This window comes from Sphingobium sp. C100 (assembly GCF_000508185.1).
Classification (GTDB): domain Bacteria; phylum Pseudomonadota; class Alphaproteobacteria; order Sphingomonadales; family Sphingomonadaceae; genus Sphingobium.
The window spans coordinates 1-19,079 of sequence record NZ_AYOY01000136.1 but is presented as its reverse complement, the minus strand read 5'-3'; the positions used below and the strand labels follow the sequence as shown (position 1 = coordinate 19,079).

The following is a 19,079-nucleotide window of genomic DNA, read 5'->3' as shown; positions in this document are numbered from 1 at the left end:
CATGTCAGTCTTTACACGTCTCAAGAAGGGCGTGGCCGGAACGCTCCTGGCCGCTGCCGCCACGGTCGCCTTTGCTTCGCCGGCCCATGCCTGGTGGGAAGCCGATTACAGCTATCGCACCAAGATCAACCTCAACACACAGGCCGCCGGCGTGACCGGCGAGGTCGCGCGCGCGCCGGTGCTGATCCGGCTGCACAGCGGTAATTTCAGCTTCAAAGACGTCAAGGCGGACGGTTCGGACCTGCGCTTTGTCGCGGGTGATGATCGCACCCAGCTCAAGTTCCACATCGAGAAGTGGTCGCCCAAGGAAGAGCAGGCGCTGGTCTGGGTCGATGTCCAGGGCCTTCAGCCGGGGCAAGCTTCGGCGATCTATGCCTATTACGGCAATAAGGACGCCAAGCCCGGCCAGGATATCGCCGGCACTTATGGCGCGGATTACCGCCTCGTCTATCACTTCAACGACGAAGGTGCCCCTCGGGACGCCACCGCCAATGGCAATAATGCCCAGGGCGGTGAAACTCGGAGCGCGGGTGGCCTGATCGGATCAAGCCTCCTCCTCACGGGTTCGCCGGTCACGCTGCCTGCCTCCGCTTTCGCAAGCGGTCCTCTCTCGATCAGCTTCTGGGTGAAGCCGAAGGGTGACGGCACGCTCTTCAGCCTGCCGGGCGCGGTCAGCCTTGTCACCGAGGGTGGTCAGCTGTTCATCGATCAGGGCGGCAATCGCTCAGCCGGCGGCGCGCTCGGCGCTGATGCCTGGGCGAACGTTGCGTTGGTCAACGATGGCGCGAAGACCCTGCTCTACATCAATGGCCAGCCCGCTGGCGAAGTCACCGGCGCACTCGCTGCTTCCACCGGCGCTCCCGTCCTCGGCCAAGGTTTTGCCGGCGAGGTGGACGAGTTCCGTGTTGCTGGCGTGGCGCTGCCGCAGGCCGCGTTCCAGCTTGCCGCCGGCAGCGAAGGCCAGTCCTCGAAGCTAGTTGTTGCCGATACCGCGCAGCAGGTCGAGACCGGCGGCGGGCATGGCCACTTCGGCATCCTGTTCGGCGCGCTGACCTTCGACGCCTGGGTCGTGATCCTGATCTGCGCCTTCATGCTGCTGGTGGCGATTGCGATCATGATCAGCAAGGGCCTGCTCATCGGCAAGGTCCGCTCGGCGAACGAAGCGTTTCTCGACGCCTATAACAACCAGGCACGGCGCTCGGGCGACCATGACGGACTGCCCGCCTTCGATCCGGGCGCCACGGCGGCGGACTCGACGCTGGGCCGGCTCTACAATATCGGCCGGCGCGAGCTGACCGAGCGCCTCAAGGAAGGCAAGGCGACGGGTTCGCGCTTCGCGATCCGCGCCCAGTCGATCGCGGCGATCCGCTCGGCGCTCGATGCGGGCCGGGTGCGCGAGGGCCAGAAGCTCAACGCCCGCCTCGTGCTGCTGACCATTGCCATCTCGGGCGGTCCGTTCATCGGCCTGCTCGGCACGGTGCTGGGCGTCATGATCACCTTCGCGAGCGTGGCCGCTGCCGGCGAGGTCAACATCAATGCGATTGCGCCTGGTATCGCTGCCGCTCTGCTCGCCACGGTTGCCGGCCTCGCGGTCGCGATCCCGGCGCTGTTCGGATACAACTATCTGCTCAGCCGCATCGAGGAGATCACCGCCGACCACGACATCTTCGTGGACGAGCTGGAGAAGCGCATCGCCGAGACGTGGCAGGATGTTCCCGCCGCGGCCCAGGCAGCCTGAAACCTCAAGTAAGGAGATCAGGCCATGGGTATGCAGGTCGGGGGCGGCAAGAAGCCCTATAACGAGATCAACATCACCCCGTTCGTCGACGTGGTGCTGGTGCTGCTCATCATCTTCATCCTGATGACGACGGCAGCTGTGCAGGGGATCAAGGTCGATCTCCCCAGCGCCTCCTCGGCCAAGACGCTGGAAGCGCAGAAGAGCCGGGTCATCGCGGTCAGCAATGACGGCACGGTGTCGATCGACGCCATCCCGGTGTCGATGGCGGAACTGGAGAGCCAGTTGCGCTCGTCGATCGCCACGACGCCGGACCTCGCGGTCATCCTGCGCGGCGACCGGGCGGTCCAGTACGACAAGGTCATGCAGGTGCTCGACCTCTGCTCCAAGGTCGGCGTCCCCTCGCTCGGCATGGCATCCACACGCCCGCCGGGCGGCGGCCAGTGAACCGGGAGGGAGTGATGATCGATGTTCTCCTGGTTCCGTTGGCGAAGCCGGCTTACCGATCAACGGTCGGCCCTGCGCCCGTCACGACACAGCTTCCGCAAGCCCTGGTGGCGGCGCAGCGGTCGGGGCTGGCTCCTGCTGGCGCTTCTCCTGCTGCTGATCGCGGCGATCGCGGTTCTGCTCGGGTCGGCGCGAGCGCTCCCCGTCGCAGCGCACGGCTCGGTCGAGATGGCGGACTCGTCATGATGATCGAGGCCGCTCGCTACGGCCTCGATCTCTCCGGCTGGAACGCCGACTGGACCGGCGCCCGCCATTTCCTCGCCGGCATCGTCCATGAGCGCTGTGCGTCGATGGGGGCGCTGTGATGGCGGCCGCATCCTTCATGGTGCCAGAGGGACCACGCCGCAGGAAATCGCCCGTCACCTTCGGCCGTGTCCTGACCGTCGTCGGCGCCGGCTTGGTGATCGCGGTCGTCTACAACATGCTCAGCTGGCAGTCGGTCACCGACCGGCCGAACGAGATGAAGACGACGCAGGTGATCCTGCCGCCGCCGCCGCCTCCGCCGCCACCTCCCAAGCCGGAGCAAGTCGAACAGCCGCCCGAGCCGACCATCGCGCCGCCGATCGAGCAGCCGCAGGACACCCCGCCACCGCCACAGGCGAACAACGATCCCACGCCCGGTGACAGCGCGCTCACCGCCCGCGAAGGCGCGGGGCCGAGCAATTATGGCCTCGCTCGCGGTGATGGCTCCGGGACGCGGATCGGTGGACGTCCTGGTGGAAGCGGCGACGGGTTCGCTGCTTATGGTGAACTGGCCCGCAGGGAGATCAGTTCCGCTGTCCAGCGCGGCGGTCGGGATCTTAATCGGGGAGCCTACTCGGTTCAGCTTGTTGTCGCTGTCGATGGCGAGGGGCGCATCACCCAGGCCCGTGTCCAACGCAGCAGCGGTGATGCACGCCGGGATGATGCAATCCAGCGCCTGCTGATCGGCCACCAGCTTTCTCAACGACCGCCCGCCGGGCTTCCGGTGATGCGGCTCGAAATCAATGCCCGCTCGGGAGCCTGACGATGTCCGCTCAGAACCCGACAGCCAATCTCTCGAAGGGGATAATCATGACCAGTTACATCACTCATAAGCAGCGGTTAAAGACCGCCCTGCTGGCCTGCGCCGCAGGAGCCGTGTTTGCTGCATCACCCGCAGCCGCTCAGGCGGTCGATCCAAACAAGCTGCTTGAGATCATGGTTTCCAAGGGCCTTGTCAGCCGCGCGGAAGCCGATGCGATGATCGCGGAGGCCCGTACCGCGCCTCCACAACAGGCCCAGGCGCTGCCGCCCGTCCCCGCTGGCGGGGTGGCGGCCGACGGCACCCAGACCATTCCCTACGTCCCCGAAGTCGTGCGCGAGCAGATCGTCCAGCAGGTCCGCACCGAACTGGCTGGTCAGGCGCAGGCCGAAGGCTGGGCCAAGCCCGGCGAGACTCCCGAGTGGACCCGCCGCATCAGCCTCTATGGCGACGTGCGCGTGCGCGGCGAAGGTCGCTTCTTCAATGACGAGAACTATCCCGACTTCCCCAACTGGGGCGCGATCAATGCCGGCGAAGGCTTCCAGGTCAACGACGGCGCGCCGGGATACGTCAACCCGCCCTATATCAATGCCAATGAGGATCGTAAGCGCTTCCGCCTGCGCGCCCGCCTCGGCATCCGCGCCCAGATCGCCGACTGGATCACAGCCGATGTCCGGCTCGCCACCGGCGCCGACAATGGCCCGATCTCGGCCAACCAGACGCTGGGCGCCGAGGGCACCGGCAAATATCATTTCTGGCTCGATCGGGCATCGATCCGCCTGAAGCCGGTCGCCGGGGTCAATGTCGATCTCGGCCGGTTCGCCAACCCGTTCTTCACCTCGGACCTCATCTTCGACAACGACATGAACTTCGACGGTGTGGCGATCTCGGGTTCGGGCCGCGTCTCCGACCAACTCAGCCTGTTCGGCACGGCCGGCGCCTTCCCGGTATTCAACACCGATCTCAATTTCGGCTCGCGCGATGCCGGCCCGTTCAAGTCCACCGACAAATATCTGTTCGCGGCGCAGGCGGGCCTCGAGTTCCGCCCGGCCCAGAATATCCGCGCCAAGCTGGCGGGCGGATATTTCTATTATGACGGGGTCCAGGGTCAGTTCTCCTCACCAGGACGCTGGGACCAGGATGTGTTCGACACGGATGCGACGCGCCCCTCGTTCCAACAGTTCGGCAACACCATGACCGTGCTCAGGAACATCACCGCCAACCCCGCCGTCCCGCAGGGTACGAGCCCGGAGGTTCAGTATTTTGGGCTCGCCTCGAAGTTCGAGATGATCACCGCGCGTGGCCAGCTCGAATATGACATCTCCGATCGAGTCGGCATTCGCCTCGAAGGCGACTTCGTCAAGAATATCGGCTTCGACCGCAAGGCGATCGCACCGCTCGCGATCAACAACTTCTCGCCCCGCACCACGATCGGCACGATCACCACCGGCGGCGACTATCAAGGTGGCGATACCGGCTGGCAGGCACGCTTGACGGTCGGCAGCCTTGCCATGGGTTACGGCCAGGGTGACTGGTCGGCCGAGCGCGGCGACTGGAGCTTCCACCTTGGCTATCGCCGTCTCGGTTCGGACGCAGTGATCGACGGCTTTGCAGATTCCGACTTCGGCCTGGGCGGCACCAACGTCAAAGGCTGGCTGGCCGGCGCCAATTACGGCATCGCGAAGAACGCCTTCCTTGGCCTGCGCTGGATGTCGTCGGACGAGGTCTCCGGGCCGCCGCTGTCGGTCGATCGCCTGTTCGTCGACCTCAGCACAAAGTTCTGACGCAATGTCGACGGCGACGCTCATCATCCTGTCGGCCCGACTGCGTTCGATCGCACGCGCGCAGCGGTCGCTCGACCCGGCTCCGTCCTTCGCTCCCCCAGGGCGGAGTCGGGTCACGCGGAGCATCGTCGTCGAGGTACTGCACAAAGCGTTCCCGCGCGTTCACGCCGTGAGCCGGTCGCCGCGTTCCCCCCTTGCGCGGCGACCCGAGTTTCAACTGGCCTGCGCGCCCACACGCCTGATGCCGATGCGCTCACTTCCTGCGCGCACTCGCCTCCTTTTCCTGGCTGGTTTGACCGCACTGGCCGTTTCATCGTCAGTTGCCAGCCTTGCACACGCGCAGGAGGAAGAGCCCTCGGTTTCCTCTTCAGCCGTCGCCGGTGATTCGGCGCCAGCGACCAAAGTCGGAGTACGCTCGCCTGCTCCTTGTGTGCAGGTCGATATTGCGGGCCATCGTGCCGGACATCTCGATTGTGCGACCCAACGTCTTGAGGAAGCAGCGCGCATAGCGCGCCGCGACGCGGACGCCGCCAGAGATCTGTCGGTTGCGCAGGCGGGTTCGCCCGATGTGCAAGTCGGCGTCGCCAGCCGCGCCGGCACGCGCCTGCGTTTGAGAGAAAATTTTGGGGTGTCGATCCGGCCGCCCGCCGTGTCGCCGCCTGTCGTCACCAACCCGATGGGTCGTCGGCCATGATGCGCCGTCCCGATCCTGTCGCTTGCCCCCATCAGCGTGCCGCCCACGGCGCGGCCCATAATCACCCGGAGTATCCCCGATGACCGCCACCAATCGTAATCGTCGCAATCGTCTTCTCATCGGTGCATCGCTGGCTGCCCTGACGGTTATTGGTGCCGGCAACGCCCATGCGCAGAATCTGGGCGAGCGCCGCCCGGTCGATCCAGCGGTGGCGGCCGCGCAAGCATCGCAGAACGCCGCCAGCCGCAACGCGCAGGCCGAAGCCGCGGCGCAGCGCACCCGCGCGTCGTTCGAGGCCGCCAGCCGCGCCCGCGCGCAGATGGATGCCGCGCAGAATGCAGCGCGTGAAGCGGCGCGTCTGGCCCAGACGAGCATTCCAAACGGCCTTGGCAAGGGCGGTCTTCAGCCTTCCGCCGACATCACCATCGACCCCAGCCTCTGGGTCGGCGCCAAGGGACCGACGCAGTCCCAAGGCACGAACGGTCGCACGAACGTCGCCGTCGACCAGATCCAGGAAAAGGCCATCCTAACCTGGGAGACGTTCAACGTCGGTCGTGAAACCGATCTCACGTTCAACCAGCAAGGTAACAAGAACTGGATCGCCCTCAACCGCGTCAGTGATCCCGGCGCGAATCCCACTCAAATCCTCGGCTCTATCAAGGCCGATGGCTCGGTTTATATCATCAATCCCAATGGCGTGATTTTCGGTGGCGCCAGTCAGGTGAACGTGCGCTCGCTGATCGCATCCAGCCTGGACATCAATGCCGCAACATTGGAAGCACGGAATCAGCGCTTCCTGGATGGCCTCGTGCCCGGAACGCAATATCCGCCTGCGACCTTTAGCGATGGAGCCATCGATGCCGGTCCAATCGACGTTTTCGAGCGCGGCGACGGCGTGACTGTCGAGGCTGGCGCGCGGATCAACGTCGCCCCACTCGGCCAGGCGGTGCTAATCGGTCATGCTGTCACCAACCATGGCTCGATTATCGCGTCAAACGGACAGGTTGTGTTAGCCGCAGGGCGCGAAGTTTACCTTGAAGACGGTCTTAAGCGGGCGGCTCTGAGCGAGGGCGATCCCACCGAAGCGATCCGTGGACTTGCCGTGATCACCGAGAATGGCGGTCAGGTTCAAAACAGCGGTTTGATTGAAACGAAGCGTGGCAACATCACCCTTACAGGCAAGTCCATCTTTCAGAATGGGGTTCTCGCCGCCACAACGGCGATCGACGCAAACGGGTCGATCATCCTCAACGCTTCCTATGGCAAAGTCAGCGACCCCCGGGTGATCGTTGGAAGCCCGTTCTATCGGGGCGATGTGGTGTTCGGATCGGAGAGCTTTGTTTCGATTCTCCCTGATGACAGCGGCAAGGCACAGGCCGGCAATTCTTTCAGGCCATCCCAGATCGAAGTCCACGCCCACAACATTATGTTTGAGGATAATTCGACGCTCTACGCTCCGGGCGCTCGGGTGTATCTCCTGTCATCCACTGGGACTTTCAATGGTGAAGGAAGTGACGCCGAACCGGGCCGCCTCTACGTCGGCAAGGGCGCGGCGCTGGACGTCTCCGGTCTTAACGGCGTCGAGATCGACATGGCGCAGAATGAGATCAAAGCCAATCTAACGGCCAACGAACTCGCAGACAATCCAGTCCTGCGCGATAGCGCGCTAAGGGGCGAGACTGTCTATTTCGACGCGCGGCTGGGCGAGAAGTTGACCGACGGCACTGGCGTCGCAAATCTGTCTGGCTGGTATGACCTGATCGAGCGCCCGGTCGAGCAGTTCATGACCACCGGCGGCTCGATCACCATGAAGGGCGCGGAGATAATCGCCCGTGAAGGTTCGACTATCGACCTTTCGGGTGGCAGCGTCCTTTACAACAGCGGCTACGTGAAAAGCACGAATCTTGTCGACGCCTATGGCCGGATCGTGCCGATCGAGCAGGCGATGGCGGGTGTTGCCTATGCCGGCGTCGAGGGCGACTTCATCGTCAGTCATGCGCGGTGGGGGGTGACTGAACGCTTCACAACGGCCTTTTCACGCATTCGTTCGGGTGCCTGGTATGATGGCTATGTCGAGGGCCGCTCGGCGGGAACGCTCAATGTTCAAACGATCACGAACCCAGACGATAGATTCTACCGAGGCCAAGCTCCAGATCATGCGCGCATTTTTGATGGAGAAGTGCGCGCCGGTGTCATCACCGGGGCGTATCAGGTCGATAAGCCGGCTGGCGCATCTATTACCGATGTAGGGCAAATCTGGAGGGAGCGTCCCGCGCTTGGAACTCTCAACTGGTCCGGCAACTTCCTACTGGAACCAACTGGTGGCAACATCACGATCGCGGGTACGGGGCCGCGGATCACGAGCGATTTCAGCTCGGACACGGAGTTGTTTGACTACAGCGCCAACGCGGCCTCGCTCGTCGATGGCATCGTTGCGCATGATCACGTGCTGCCAACGAACTGGTTCGATGGAGAGACTTTCGGCTCTGTGTCGCTTTACAGCGGCGATGCAGTGCAGGCGAGCTATGCGAAAGACGCCGAGGGTAACCTTGTCCGGCGCGAGGATGTGCCGCCCACGGGTGGGGTACTCACGATCGGTGAAGGAGTCACGGTTGATCTGGGCGCTCATGGAACGTTCAGATTCACTGGACGGCAGGCCAATCTGGACGGCTCGATACTCGCGCCGGGCGGCTCGGTCTCGCTGGTGGCGGCGTGGACGCCCAAGCTGACCGGCAGTACCAACGCCACGCTCGATGAGACGCCGCTGACATTGCGGCCCAGCGTTCACCTTGGCTCAACGGGCGTAATCGACGTTGCGGGGCGCTGGAGCAATAACTGGCTCGAAGCGCTCAGCGGAGTGACGTTGACAGCCCCAGTGATTAATGGCGGCTCGGTCAGCATCGTTGGCTATAAGATTGCGCTCGACGAGGGCTCGCTCATCGACGTGAGCGGTGGCGCGCATCTCGCTACGGATGGGAAGACGCTGACGCTGGGCGATGGCGGATCGATCCTGCTCGACATCAGCGAACCGACGCTGAGTGGCGCCACGTCTAGCATAGCCAGAGGAGAACTGGCGCTGAACGGGGGTCTGATCGGCACTGCGCCCGGCAAAGGCGGCACGCTTATCATCGATACACCATGGGATTTGGTGATCGGTGAAGATTGGGGCGATCTCGCCGCTATCGCCGGCGGCGTGCTGGAGGCCGGCACAGCAGCACCTAAAGATGTGGTGCTTACGGGTGATCTCGTTGTTCCGGCGGGTCAGCCTCTACCAGTGGACGCTTTGTATACGTCCGGGACGATCCCCCCTGATGTCGCGGTTGCCTCAGACAGTTCTTTGAATTTCTTTGATTTCGGCAATCCTATCATTGTTGCCGCAGACTGGACCGTTCCCGCAGGATTTCCAGCCATTTATGATACTGGCTGGAACTATTTTGGCCCCGGCAGCATGGTGCCGGCGGGCACTCAGATCGGCCAGATCAGCGGATCGATACGTGCAGGGACGAAAATCCCAGCATCCGCGTTCCCTGACGGAATCGCAACCGCCGACAGCCAAATCAAGCTCACCGTCACCAAGGGGACAGTGCTGGAGAACGATTTCTCCATTCCTTCCGGCACAACGCTCGCAAAGGGCACGGTGCTCCAGCAAGACGCGTCGGTCGACAATGACCTGAAACTGGTCACGGCTGACTATTTCCGCGGCGGCGGTGGCGCTGCCGTTGCGGACCAATGGGGAGACTTCGCCGCAATTGCCGACGGCGTGCTGGAAGCTGGAACACCAGCGCCTACGAGAATCCGAACAACCGACTCGTTCACAGTCGCGCCGGGTCAACCGCTGCCACTCGACTCGACCTATGCCTCAGATACGCTTCCGGCTGGCGTGAAGGTGCCAGGATCGACCTACATAAGTTTTTCCAGTTGCGGAGCAGATTGCGGGAACGATCCTGTGACGGTGGGAGCCGACTGGCCTTTGCCGAACCGGCAATTCACCGCTATCGCTACCGATGGCTCGGTTTACCGCCGAGGCGCCGTCGTCCCGGCCGGCACGGTGCTCAACTTTATTTCAGGTACTCTCGATTCTGGTGCAGAGCTTCCCGCCGATGTGTTTCCAAACGGCTTGAGGCTTGCGAACCCGGTAATGTTGACGGCGGTTGCCGGCTCAAGGATTGATGTCGCCATCACTTTCGGCGCCGGTCTGTTCTTCGACGCCGGCACCATCCTCGACAGCGACATCTCTGTTGCATTTCCCCAGCGCCTTGCCGGCAGCACCTTCTCGCAGGAGGGATTTGCAAATTTCAGCCTCTCCGGCTCACGCGGCATAACGATCCAGCCAGGGACGGTCATCGAGCCGGCTGCCGATACGCTCGCGCTCGCTGGCACAGTTCGCGATCTTGCCAGCGGCACTGATTTGCGCACGGTCGCGCAAAGCCCGAACACCGGCGTCACACTAGTCAACTCCGCCGACCTCCCCGAAAGTCTTCGTCAGACAACGGACCTGACCTTGTCTACTTTCATCCTAGACTATGGTGATCGCCGGTCATCGGGTTTCGGGATCAACCCGCCTACGCTGACCGATCATCCCGGAAGCTTCGTGATGGGCGAAGGCGCTGAAATCCGCCTTACACCTGGGTCGCGGGTCGTACTCGACAGTCTGGCGAACCTCTCGATTGACGGCACAATCTCGACGCCCGGCGGCTCTATATCGCTCGCTGTGGCAAGGGAATCGGCTCAGATTCGCCTTGGCAGTGCTGCCCGTCTCCTCGCCCCAGGCTATGTGGAAACGCTGCTGACGGATGGATATGAGCAGCGCTTTGTCCACGCCGGGGGAACGATCAATATCGGGCTTCCGCTTCAAGGCGGCAATAATGTCGCCAATTCCGTGCAGATCGATCCCTATGCCGTTCTCGACGTGTCAGGTGTCCACGGCTTTGCTGACGTCGCACCGGGCGACGCCGGTCGCAGCCTCAACATGCGCGCGCAATCTCCGTTTACTTCAGTGGAGGTGGACGGCGATGCTGGCTCAATCGCCATTGCTGCCGCCTCTGGCCTGATCGCCGGCGACCTTCGCCTTGCCCCAGGAGGTACTCGGGGGCGTGGGGGCAATTTGACGGTCACAAATTCCACCAATCGCGGTGCGGCCGGCATTCTCGTCCGCCAGTCATATGATGCTGAGGCGGAGCCGGCATCACATCTTACGCTAATCGCAGATAGTGTGGCTAATTCAGGTCTAGATTCGTTGGGTTTGGAACTCGCGCATGACACCAATCCCCACGGCATCCTGTTTGACGGTGATGTATCGCTTGTTGCACGGCGCTCGATCACTCTGAGCACAGATCACATCCAGCGTATCGCCAGCCCCGAAGGTGAATCGGCGACGGTGGAGCTTTCGGCCGCCTATGTGCAGTTCAATGGTACCACGAACCCGTTCTACGACGCCGCCGTGCCTGCTTATGCGGACAATCTATCCGGCACACTCACAGTCAATGCCGGACTGATCGACTTAGCTGGGTGGATCAATTTCGACTGCACGACCTCGAATTGCCTAGGACCGGCTTACGGCGGTTTTGGCTTGCTGGACCTTCGATCAGCGGGAGACATCAGGCTGATCGCCGGTCTCAACTCCGCCGACACAAGCGGCCTCACACGTTCCGGCGGCTTTTCGACTGGGGGCGCGATCCGCTTCGACGCGGCGCAGGTTTACGTGTCGACAGGTTTGGTCGGGACCAATCCCGGTTCTGTTTTCGAGCGAGATGACCTGGATCCGGGCTTCCTGGTTCGTTCGGGACAATCGATAACCATCGCGTCGAACGGCAATGCGGCCACTGTGCCGTTGACGTTCGGAGAGCGCCTTACGTTGCGTGCGCCAGTGATTGAGCAAGCTGGTGTGCTCCGATCGCCTGGCGGGCAGCTCCGGCTCGAAGCCGTGGACACGATGGATGCGGAAGGCAACCCGGTCGCCGGACGGCTCGTGCTGGCTCCCGGCAGCCTGACCTCGACCGCGCTGGACGGCATCACAGTGCCATTCGGCGTGGTCGATCCGCTTCAGGACGGCTTGTTCCGCGGATACTCCCGCGCCGACAGCGCGCCAACCCAGTCGATCGAGTTGAATGGGGCTGCGGTTGACATGCAGGAAGGCTCGGTGCTGGATGTGTCGGGGGGCGGCGACCTCGTGGGTTGGGCGTTCACGTCCGGCACGGGCGGCACCCGCAACCTGCTATCCGGCACTTCGGGGGATGGCTATTTTGCGGTTGCGCCGAGCTTCGGCGATGCTCCCGCACCGAACCGTCCGGTCTACGAGGGCATAGCAGGACAAACGTCTCCCTTCGCCGACAGTCGCCTAAACGTCGGCGATACGGTATGGTTGGAGGACGTGCCTGGACTCTCTGCTGGCTACTACACGCTGTTACCCGCAGGTTATGCAGTGCTCGACGGCGCGTTGTTGGTGCGGCCGGCGACGAACAGCGGGCAATTCGCTTCCCCGGTCGCGGCGGTCAAGCGGGATGACGGCACGCGCATCATCAGCGGCTACCGCGCCGTTGCCAATACCGGCATCCGTGACCCCTTCTGGACGAGCTTCGAGGTGATGGATAGCGCCACTTGGCGCCAATACAGCGCGGTTACGACCTATTCGTTCAACGAAACCAAAGCAGCGCAGACAGCGGCGGCCGGTATCGCGACGCGCACGCTTAAAGATGCCGGCACACTAACAATAAAGGCGCGCGATTCTCTCGATTTGGCAGGCACAGGGCTGTTCGATGCCGCCAAGGGCTTCGCCGGCAATCTGGAAATCGTTGCCCCGCGGATCGTTCTTGCCAATCCGGATAGCACGATCCCTGAGGGCTACCTTAGGGTCGATGCCCGTCAGATCGAAGCGTTGGGCGCAGGCAGCGTCCTACTGGGCGGCACTCGGCCGCGCACCACCGGTGTTCCGAACGGTCTGCAGAGCAGTACTCCGATCCGGTCCGGTCTCGCCCTAACCACCGTCGCCACCGACGTTCAGGTCGCGGACGGAACCGTGTTCAGCGGCGGCGAACTGTTCCTGCTTGCGAGTGATAGCATCAGCATCGGCGAAGGCGCGCGACTGACGGCGACCGGCATGGCGGATTCATTCGATCCGAGCAACCTTCTCCTTTCCGGCGACGGCGCATTGCTCCGCCTTTCGGCGGGCGAACGCGTTGGCCTCACCCGCTCCAGCGGCGGCGGTTCAACCGGAACACTCGCCATCGGGCCGGGCAGTGTCTTGACAACCGAAGGCTCCTTGTCGCTCGACGCCAGCGCGGGGTTCCTTCTGGCCGAAAATGCCGCGCTTGATGTCGCGCAGCTCGATCTCGCCACCGATCGCATCAACCTCGGCGCCACGCCGGAAGGTGAAGCGGGCACGACGCTGGGGCAGGCGACGCTCGAACGGCTCGCTGCCTCGGCCGACCTGCTGCTGCGCGGCTATCAGTCGATCGCGGTGTTCGGCGATGTCGCCCTCGGCGAGCGCGGAGCCGACGGCGCGGCGAATCTCCAGGCGATAACGCTCGACACCGCCTTGCTGCGCGACGAAAGCGCGGATGGTGAGGGCCTGACGCTGACGGCTGGCACACTCACCTTGCGCAACACCGGCGGCAGTGCCACAACACCGGCGGCAGTGCCACAACGCCGGCCGTCGGCGGCGGGCACCTGACCCTCGACGTGGACACGCTGGCGCTTGGCCCCGGCGCAACCGCGCTGGACGGTTTCGCGGCACTTGGCGGACAGGCGGGCGCGCTCAGGACGGAGGGCGAAGGCACTCTCTCCGTCGCCGGAGACGTAGACCTCGCCGTGGGCAGCGTGATCGCGGGCAGCGGCTCGAACTATGCGATCGACGCCACCGGGGCGCTGTCCATCGCGCACGGAGCGGTGTCGGAGCAAACGGCGGATGCCGATACGCTTCTTGGCGGCAAGCTGGCGCTTTCGGGCGCAAGCCTCGCCTTTGACAGCGCCGCTCAGGCGCGCGGGGGAACCATCGCGCTCGTAGCGAGGGACGGCGACGTCGCGCTGGGCGAACATGCGGTGCTGGACGTGTCCGGCGCGGCTGTGGACTTCATCGACGTCGTGAAGGTCGCGCCCGGCGGCGTAGTGCAACTCATCGCGAGCGGCGATGTCGTCAGCGACGCGGCCTCGCGCATAGACGTATCCGGCGCGACGAAGGGCGGCAACGCCGGCGTCGTGAATGTGACGGCTGGCGGAACCGCCAGGCTTGCAGGCCGGCTGGTCGCGAATGCCGCCGAGGGGCATTCTGGCGGCGAATTCGCACTAGATGCAGCCACCGCTGATTTCGCGAGCATCAACACCGTGCTCAATAGCGGCGGTTTCAACGCTTCCCGCGAGATACGACTTCGCGATCAGGACATTGTGCTCGCCCAAGGTCAGACCATCGAGGCGCATCGCGTCACGTTGCGGGCGGACGATGGTGACGTCCGCATTCTCGGAACTATCGCGGCAAGCGGCAGCAATGCCAATCGCGATGGCGGTGTAGTGCAACTTTCCGGGCGCAATGTCGCGCTGGAATCCGGAGCGCGGATCGACGCGGCGGCGCTGGAAGGAGACGAGGCGAGCTTCGCACCCGCGAGCGCGCATGTCGAGTTGGCGGCCGACGAGGGCCGGGTTACGTTTGCATCTGGGGCGGTGATCGATGTCTCAGGTGGCCGTGACGGCGGCGGCCGTGTCTCGGTCCGTGCCGCCCGAACGCCGACTGGGGCAGATGCCGACCTAAACGGCACTGTAACAGGCGCGGTGGAAAAGAACCTGATCGGCAGCCGCGTCTATGCCGCCGACACAGTGGACGCCGGATTGGTATCCACCTTGCTGGACGACGCTAACATCTGGCTGGTGGGCGCTTCTGTGCCAGCCGGCTGGAATAAGGGGGCTGGCATCGTCGTGCGCAGCGCAGGCGATTTGACAGTGGCGCACGATATCGATCTCGCAGGCGTCACCGGTCCGGGCTGGCTGGGGCTGGAGGCGGGCGGCGATCTCGTCATTAATGCGAGTATCAGCTCCGGCTTCGACGGCGTGGTGCCTGAGGCGCAGTTGGGCAATGGCTCGTCGTTCAGCTACGGTTTCGAGGCGGCCGGGGATCTGCTGTTCACAGCGCCGGATCCGGTAGCGTCGGTTCCTGTGATTATCGCACCGGGACAAGCTTTCGACATACCGAGGGCGTCCGATCCGCTGATCTCTCTGACCATTCAGGCCGATTGGGACCTTCGTGCGCTCGGGTCCAATTATTTCATCCAGACCGAGGACGGCAATCTGTATACCAGTAATAGCCATCCCCGGCTTGGCTCCCTTGTCCCCGCCGGATCAACGATCACGCTGTTCGGCAACGACTTTTTGCAGCCCACCAACATACCGGCCGGTTATGTCCTGCCGGCCGACGTATTCCCGGAGGGGCTGACCTATCCGCCCGAGGCACAGCCTTCTCAGCCGCGGGTGATCCGCACGGGGGGTGATATTCGCGTTCGCGCAGGAAGGAATGTCAACATCGAACCGCTCGTGGCGATCTACTCTGCCGGGCGGCGCACGGGCACCGAAGAGGGTTTCGATCGCAGCGGCTATGGAACACAAAAAACGGATGGGACGCGCGTTCTGGGTGAGTTCCCGACGCAAGGTGGCGACATCGACATCGCTGCGGGCGGGACCATCGTGGCTCCGGTGTCCACCCACAGCGTCTCGTCTTGGCTATTCCGTTATGGAGACGCCACCTGGGATGGCATCGCGACCAACACCACCGTCATAGACCAGACCAACTGGTCGATCGTCTTCCGCAACTTTCGTGAAGGCGTAGGCGCCTTGGGTGGTGGTAGTGTGCGCGTTCGTGCTGGCGGCGATATCCGAGACTTGACGGTTGCCATCCCGACCACCGGCCATTTGACGACGCCGGTTGGTGGGCATCCTTCTGCTGCAGATCTCGTTGTTCGAGGCGGCGGCGACCTGGATCTCCGCACGAGCGGCAGCCTCCTTGGCGGTTTCTTCCTGCTCGGGCGCGGTCAAGCCGAACTGACGGCGGCCGGGAGCATTGGCGAGGGGGCACTGACGGATGTCATCATCCGAGACATCACGCAGTCCAATCCGATTACCGAGAAGCGCGGCCTCAATCCCGTCATCGGACTAATGGACGCAACCGCGCGGTTTACTGCTGGTGGCGACGTCGCAATCGAAGGCGCTTACGACCCGACAATGTCGCCGCAAATCTGCGAGAATCTGGTTGGCATTTGTGCCACCCCTGCGGTCGGCACAACGCAAGGTGGAACGGGAAGCGCGTTTGTCGGGTATTCCGATCGCGCCGCCGTGGAAATCGTTTCGGTCGGTGGCGATGCCGCATACCGGGACAATGGTTATGCCGGAACTGCGGTGAGCCGCTGGAATCCGGAACTCATTTGGCAAATCCGTCCGACGTTGCTTGCTCCGTTCCAAGTCGGCACGGCGGGTGCAACGCAGGTTTCACCGGGGACAATGCGGATCGCAGCGCTTACGGGCGACGTGATTCTGTCTCCGGCAACTGAAATAACTGAAGGCTTGGAACCAGGCCTTAAGCTCGCTTCGGCCCCGCGTGGGACGTTCGAAGTCGCTGCCCAGCGGGACATTTGGAATAGCTACAGCCAAGCGTACGGCGGAGGTCGGATCGTAATAGGTAACACAGCATCCGAATATATTAGGAATGCGCTGGCGCCACAGGGGACGATGGGGGTCTCGGTGCTGGCGTCTACGAGCCAGCAGGACTTCTTCTCAAACGTCGGAAATAATCAGTATCGCGGCTTCACGCCACTGCACACCAGCGATACGGAGCCGGTGAGGCTGATCGCGCTCACCGGCTCGATCGCAAACCCGCTCCAAACCACCAACCCCTTTGCGACTTGGGAGCTGACTTCGCCTAAGCCCGTTTACATCTACGCTGGCCAAGACATTGTGCAGCCGCTACTCGATATTCAGCACAACGGCGATAGCGACGTTTCAACGCTGATTGCCGGCCGCGATTTCCGCTTTACAGGGACCAACATCGCAGGCGCAGGTTTGCTGTGGGTGGAAGCAGGACGCGACTATGTCCACCGCAGCCCGGACGGGAGGCTCCTCAGTAATGGCAACCTGAGCAATCCGGCATTGCCCGACCGGGGTGCGGAGATCATTGTCGCCGCAGGCACGGCGCAGGGCAACGACTATGGTGCCTTTGCCGCACTCTATCTTGACCCATCCAATCTCGCGGACCCCACCTTCGGGCTCAGCCATCCGACGAACGCGGGTAAAGTCGTCCAAACCTATGAGGAAGAACTGGAGACTTGGCTCTCGGACCAGGGGTTCACCGACGTCACTCCTGAGAACAGGCTCGCGCTATTCAATACCCTGCCCGGAACTCGCCGGAAGACCTTCCTTCAACAGGTGCTGATCTCCGAATTGCAGGCGACCGGTATCGACTACAATGATCCCGATGGCGCGCGCTATCAGCAATACACTCGTGGCTACGACGCCTTGCACCAGCTGTTCCCCGGCACCGCCGGGCTTGAATCGCGCGATAATCCGGCGGGTGGGAACATCGTCATCAATAACGGTCTGATCGCGACGCGCTCGGGTGGAAACATCACGCTGCTGGCGCCCTACGGGCGGGTCGACATCGGCAATCCGCAGATCGATGTGACTAGAGTGAACGATGCAGGCGTCATCACCTCCAGAGGTGGTGACCTTAATATCGTCGCTAATGGCACAATCTCGCTCGCCAGTTCGCGGGTGTTCACGCTTGGGGGCGGCGATGTCCTGATGTGGACGTCGTATGGGGACATCACGGCAGGCTTCGGATCTAAGACCAGTGTGCGCAGCGCCCCGCTCGCCTACCTGATGGATGCTGATGGTGCAGTTACGCTGAACAACTTCGGCACCAACACGGGTGCAGGTATCGGCGTTCTGGATGCCTTTGATGGCGAGGATGAGAATCGCAAAGCCAGTCGCCTCGACCTGTTGGCCTTCTTTGGCGAGGTGAACGCGGGCGACGCCGGTATCCGCGTGGTGGGCGATCTCAACATCGCCGCCTTGCGTGTCGTCAACGCCGCCAATATCGAAGTGTCGGGCGAAGCGGTCGGCATTCCGCAAATCCCGGTGGTCAATGTCGGCGCTCTCAATGCAGCGTCGAACGCAACCAGCGCGATCGTCAACGAAGCGGCCCAGCTCGCCGAGCGCTCTCGGCCGCAGGTCCGCCCTGAGGTGCCGGTCATCGTGCAGGTTCGCCTGCTAGGCTTCGGCGAGAACCCCTGACCGACATCGAGCCGCTTGCGAGCGGTTTGTCCCACCGGGACTGCGGCGTTCCCAACCGCCATCCCGGACCATAATTTCGGAGATTGAAGATCATGGCAGAGCCTGCCGCCAAAACTACAATTGCGCCTGAAAGCGCCCCGATGCTTCCATTGTTCTATAAGGCCCTGCAACCGCTGCATGCTCAGATCCATGCCGATTGGCGGCTGAAGAGCGGCGATGCCTCTTTCGCCCATGACACGCCGTTCGTTCCGGTCGTGGTCAGTGAGATCGCGGTCGCCGCGCATAGCTATCCGATCGTGTTCGCGGCGGACGGCGCGCAGCCAGTTGCGGTGCTGGGCCTCGAGCTGCGCAACCTGTTTGTCGAAAATGGGCGCTGGGCGGCGGAGGCTTATGTGCCAGCCTATGTCCGTCGTTATCCCTTCACATTCGTCACGCAACCGGGGTTTGACGGGTTCAGCCTCGCCATCGACAGCGGGTCAGACCGCGTGGCACAAGGCGGCAGTGAAGGCGCGGCCTTGTTCCAGGACGGCGAGCCGAGCGAACTGACCAGGCAAGCACTGGAATTCTGCGCGGCCTTCGGGCGCGATGCGCAATTGACGGCGCTATTTTCCACTGCACTTAGGGAAAAGGATCTGCTGATCGACCGGCGCGCTGATGCGACGCTGCCGGACGGCCGCAAGCTCGGGCTCGACGGCTTCCAGATCGTTGACGCGGAAAAGTTCAACGCGCTCGACGATGAGACGGTGGTTGCCTGGCACCGCCAGGGCATTCTCGCGCTGGTGCATCATCACCTCGCCTCGCTCGACCGGTTCCGGGCGCTGCTCGATCGCCAGGCGCTGCTGTCTGCGTCCTCGCACGTCGCCGTCACGCAATCGTCACCCGCAGATGCTTCCGACAGGGAAAAGCCGAGCGCGCCTGACGCCAGTGCGCCGCATGCCGAAGACCCCGCCGGCACACCGGCAACACACACCAAGCCGAAGAAAGCCTGACCCATGAAATCCCCACGCCTTCTCCCCGCCGTCCTGCTCGCAGCCACCAGCCTCGCCGCCACCGCCTCCGCGCAAACTGTCGGCGGTGCCCCGGCTGCGGCGG

General features: G+C 63.3%; 8 protein-coding genes. All 8 read left to right on the top strand.

Annotation, left to right across the window (positions count from 1 at the left end):
- Position 1: 1 nt before the first annotated feature.
- The 8 genes from C100_RS33780 to C100_RS33740 all read left to right on the top strand — a co-directional run bounded on the left by C100_RS33780 (position 2) and on the right by C100_RS33740 (position 18,976).
- A complete protein-coding gene (locus C100_RS33780) occupies positions 2–1,738 on the top strand; it encodes a DUF2341 domain-containing protein (protein WP_024019461.1) in 1,737 nt (578 codons plus the stop codon).
- Positions 1,739–1,762: 24 nt separating this feature from the next.
- Positions 1,763–2,182: an ExbD/TolR family protein gene (locus C100_RS33775; protein ID WP_024019460.1), complete on the top strand. Its 420-nt coding sequence runs from the start codon at positions 1,763–1,765 to the stop codon at positions 2,180–2,182.
- Between the two features lie 14 nt (positions 2,183–2,196).
- Positions 2,197–2,547, top strand: a complete 351-nt coding sequence (locus tag C100_RS48275; protein WP_152536445.1) for a hypothetical protein — start codon at positions 2,197–2,199, stop codon at positions 2,545–2,547.
- On the top strand, positions 2,547–3,248 hold the full coding sequence (locus C100_RS33765) for a TonB C-terminal domain-containing protein (protein ID WP_024019457.1): 702 nt from the start codon (positions 2,547–2,549) through the stop codon (positions 3,246–3,248). Before C100_RS48275 ends, C100_RS33765 begins: the two co-directional genes overlap by 1 nt.
- 47 nt (positions 3,249–3,295) lie before the next feature.
- Complete coding sequence (locus C100_RS33760; protein ID WP_024019456.1) at positions 3,296–5,029, top strand: putative porin; 1,734 nt, start codon at positions 3,296–3,298, stop codon at positions 5,027–5,029.
- Between the two features lie 773 nt (positions 5,030–5,802).
- On the top strand, positions 5,803–13,392 hold the full coding sequence (locus C100_RS33750) for a filamentous hemagglutinin N-terminal domain-containing protein (protein WP_024019454.1): 7,590 nt from the start codon (positions 5,803–5,805) through the stop codon (positions 13,390–13,392).
- Positions 13,393–13,400: 8 nt separating this feature from the next.
- Complete coding sequence (locus C100_RS33745) at positions 13,401–17,987, top strand: filamentous haemagglutinin family protein (RefSeq protein WP_024019453.1); 4,587 nt, start codon at positions 13,401–13,403, stop codon at positions 17,985–17,987.
- Between the two features lie 140 nt (positions 17,988–18,127).
- Positions 18,128–18,976, top strand: coding sequence for a SapC family protein (locus C100_RS33740; RefSeq protein WP_235219051.1), 849 nt, complete (start codon positions 18,128–18,130; stop codon positions 18,974–18,976).
- Positions 18,977–19,079 lie beyond the last annotated feature (103 nt).

What these genes read in the sequence shown, in the direction of transcription:
- C100_RS48275 (WP_152536445.1), top strand. Translation starts at nt 2,197, where the DNA reads ATGATCGATGTTCTCCTGGTTCCGTTGGCGAAGCCGGCTTACCGATCA.
- C100_RS33775 (WP_024019460.1), top strand. Translation starts at nt 1,763, where the DNA reads ATGGGTATGCAGGTCGGGGGCGGCAAGAAGCCCTATAACGAGATCAAC.
- C100_RS33765 (WP_024019457.1), top strand. Translation starts at nt 2,547, where the DNA reads ATGGCGGCCGCATCCTTCATGGTGCCAGAGGGACCACGCCGCAGGAAA.
- C100_RS33780 (WP_024019461.1), top strand. Translation starts at nt 2, where the DNA reads ATGTCAGTCTTTACACGTCTCAAGAAGGGCGTGGCCGGAACGCTCCTG.
- C100_RS33740 (WP_235219051.1), top strand. Translation starts at nt 18,128, where the DNA reads ATGCTTCCATTGTTCTATAAGGCCCTGCAACCGCTGCATGCTCAGATC.
- C100_RS33750 (WP_024019454.1), top strand. Translation starts at nt 5,803, where the DNA reads ATGACCGCCACCAATCGTAATCGTCGCAATCGTCTTCTCATCGGTGCA.
- C100_RS33760 (WP_024019456.1), top strand. Translation starts at nt 3,296, where the DNA reads ATGACCAGTTACATCACTCATAAGCAGCGGTTAAAGACCGCCCTGCTG.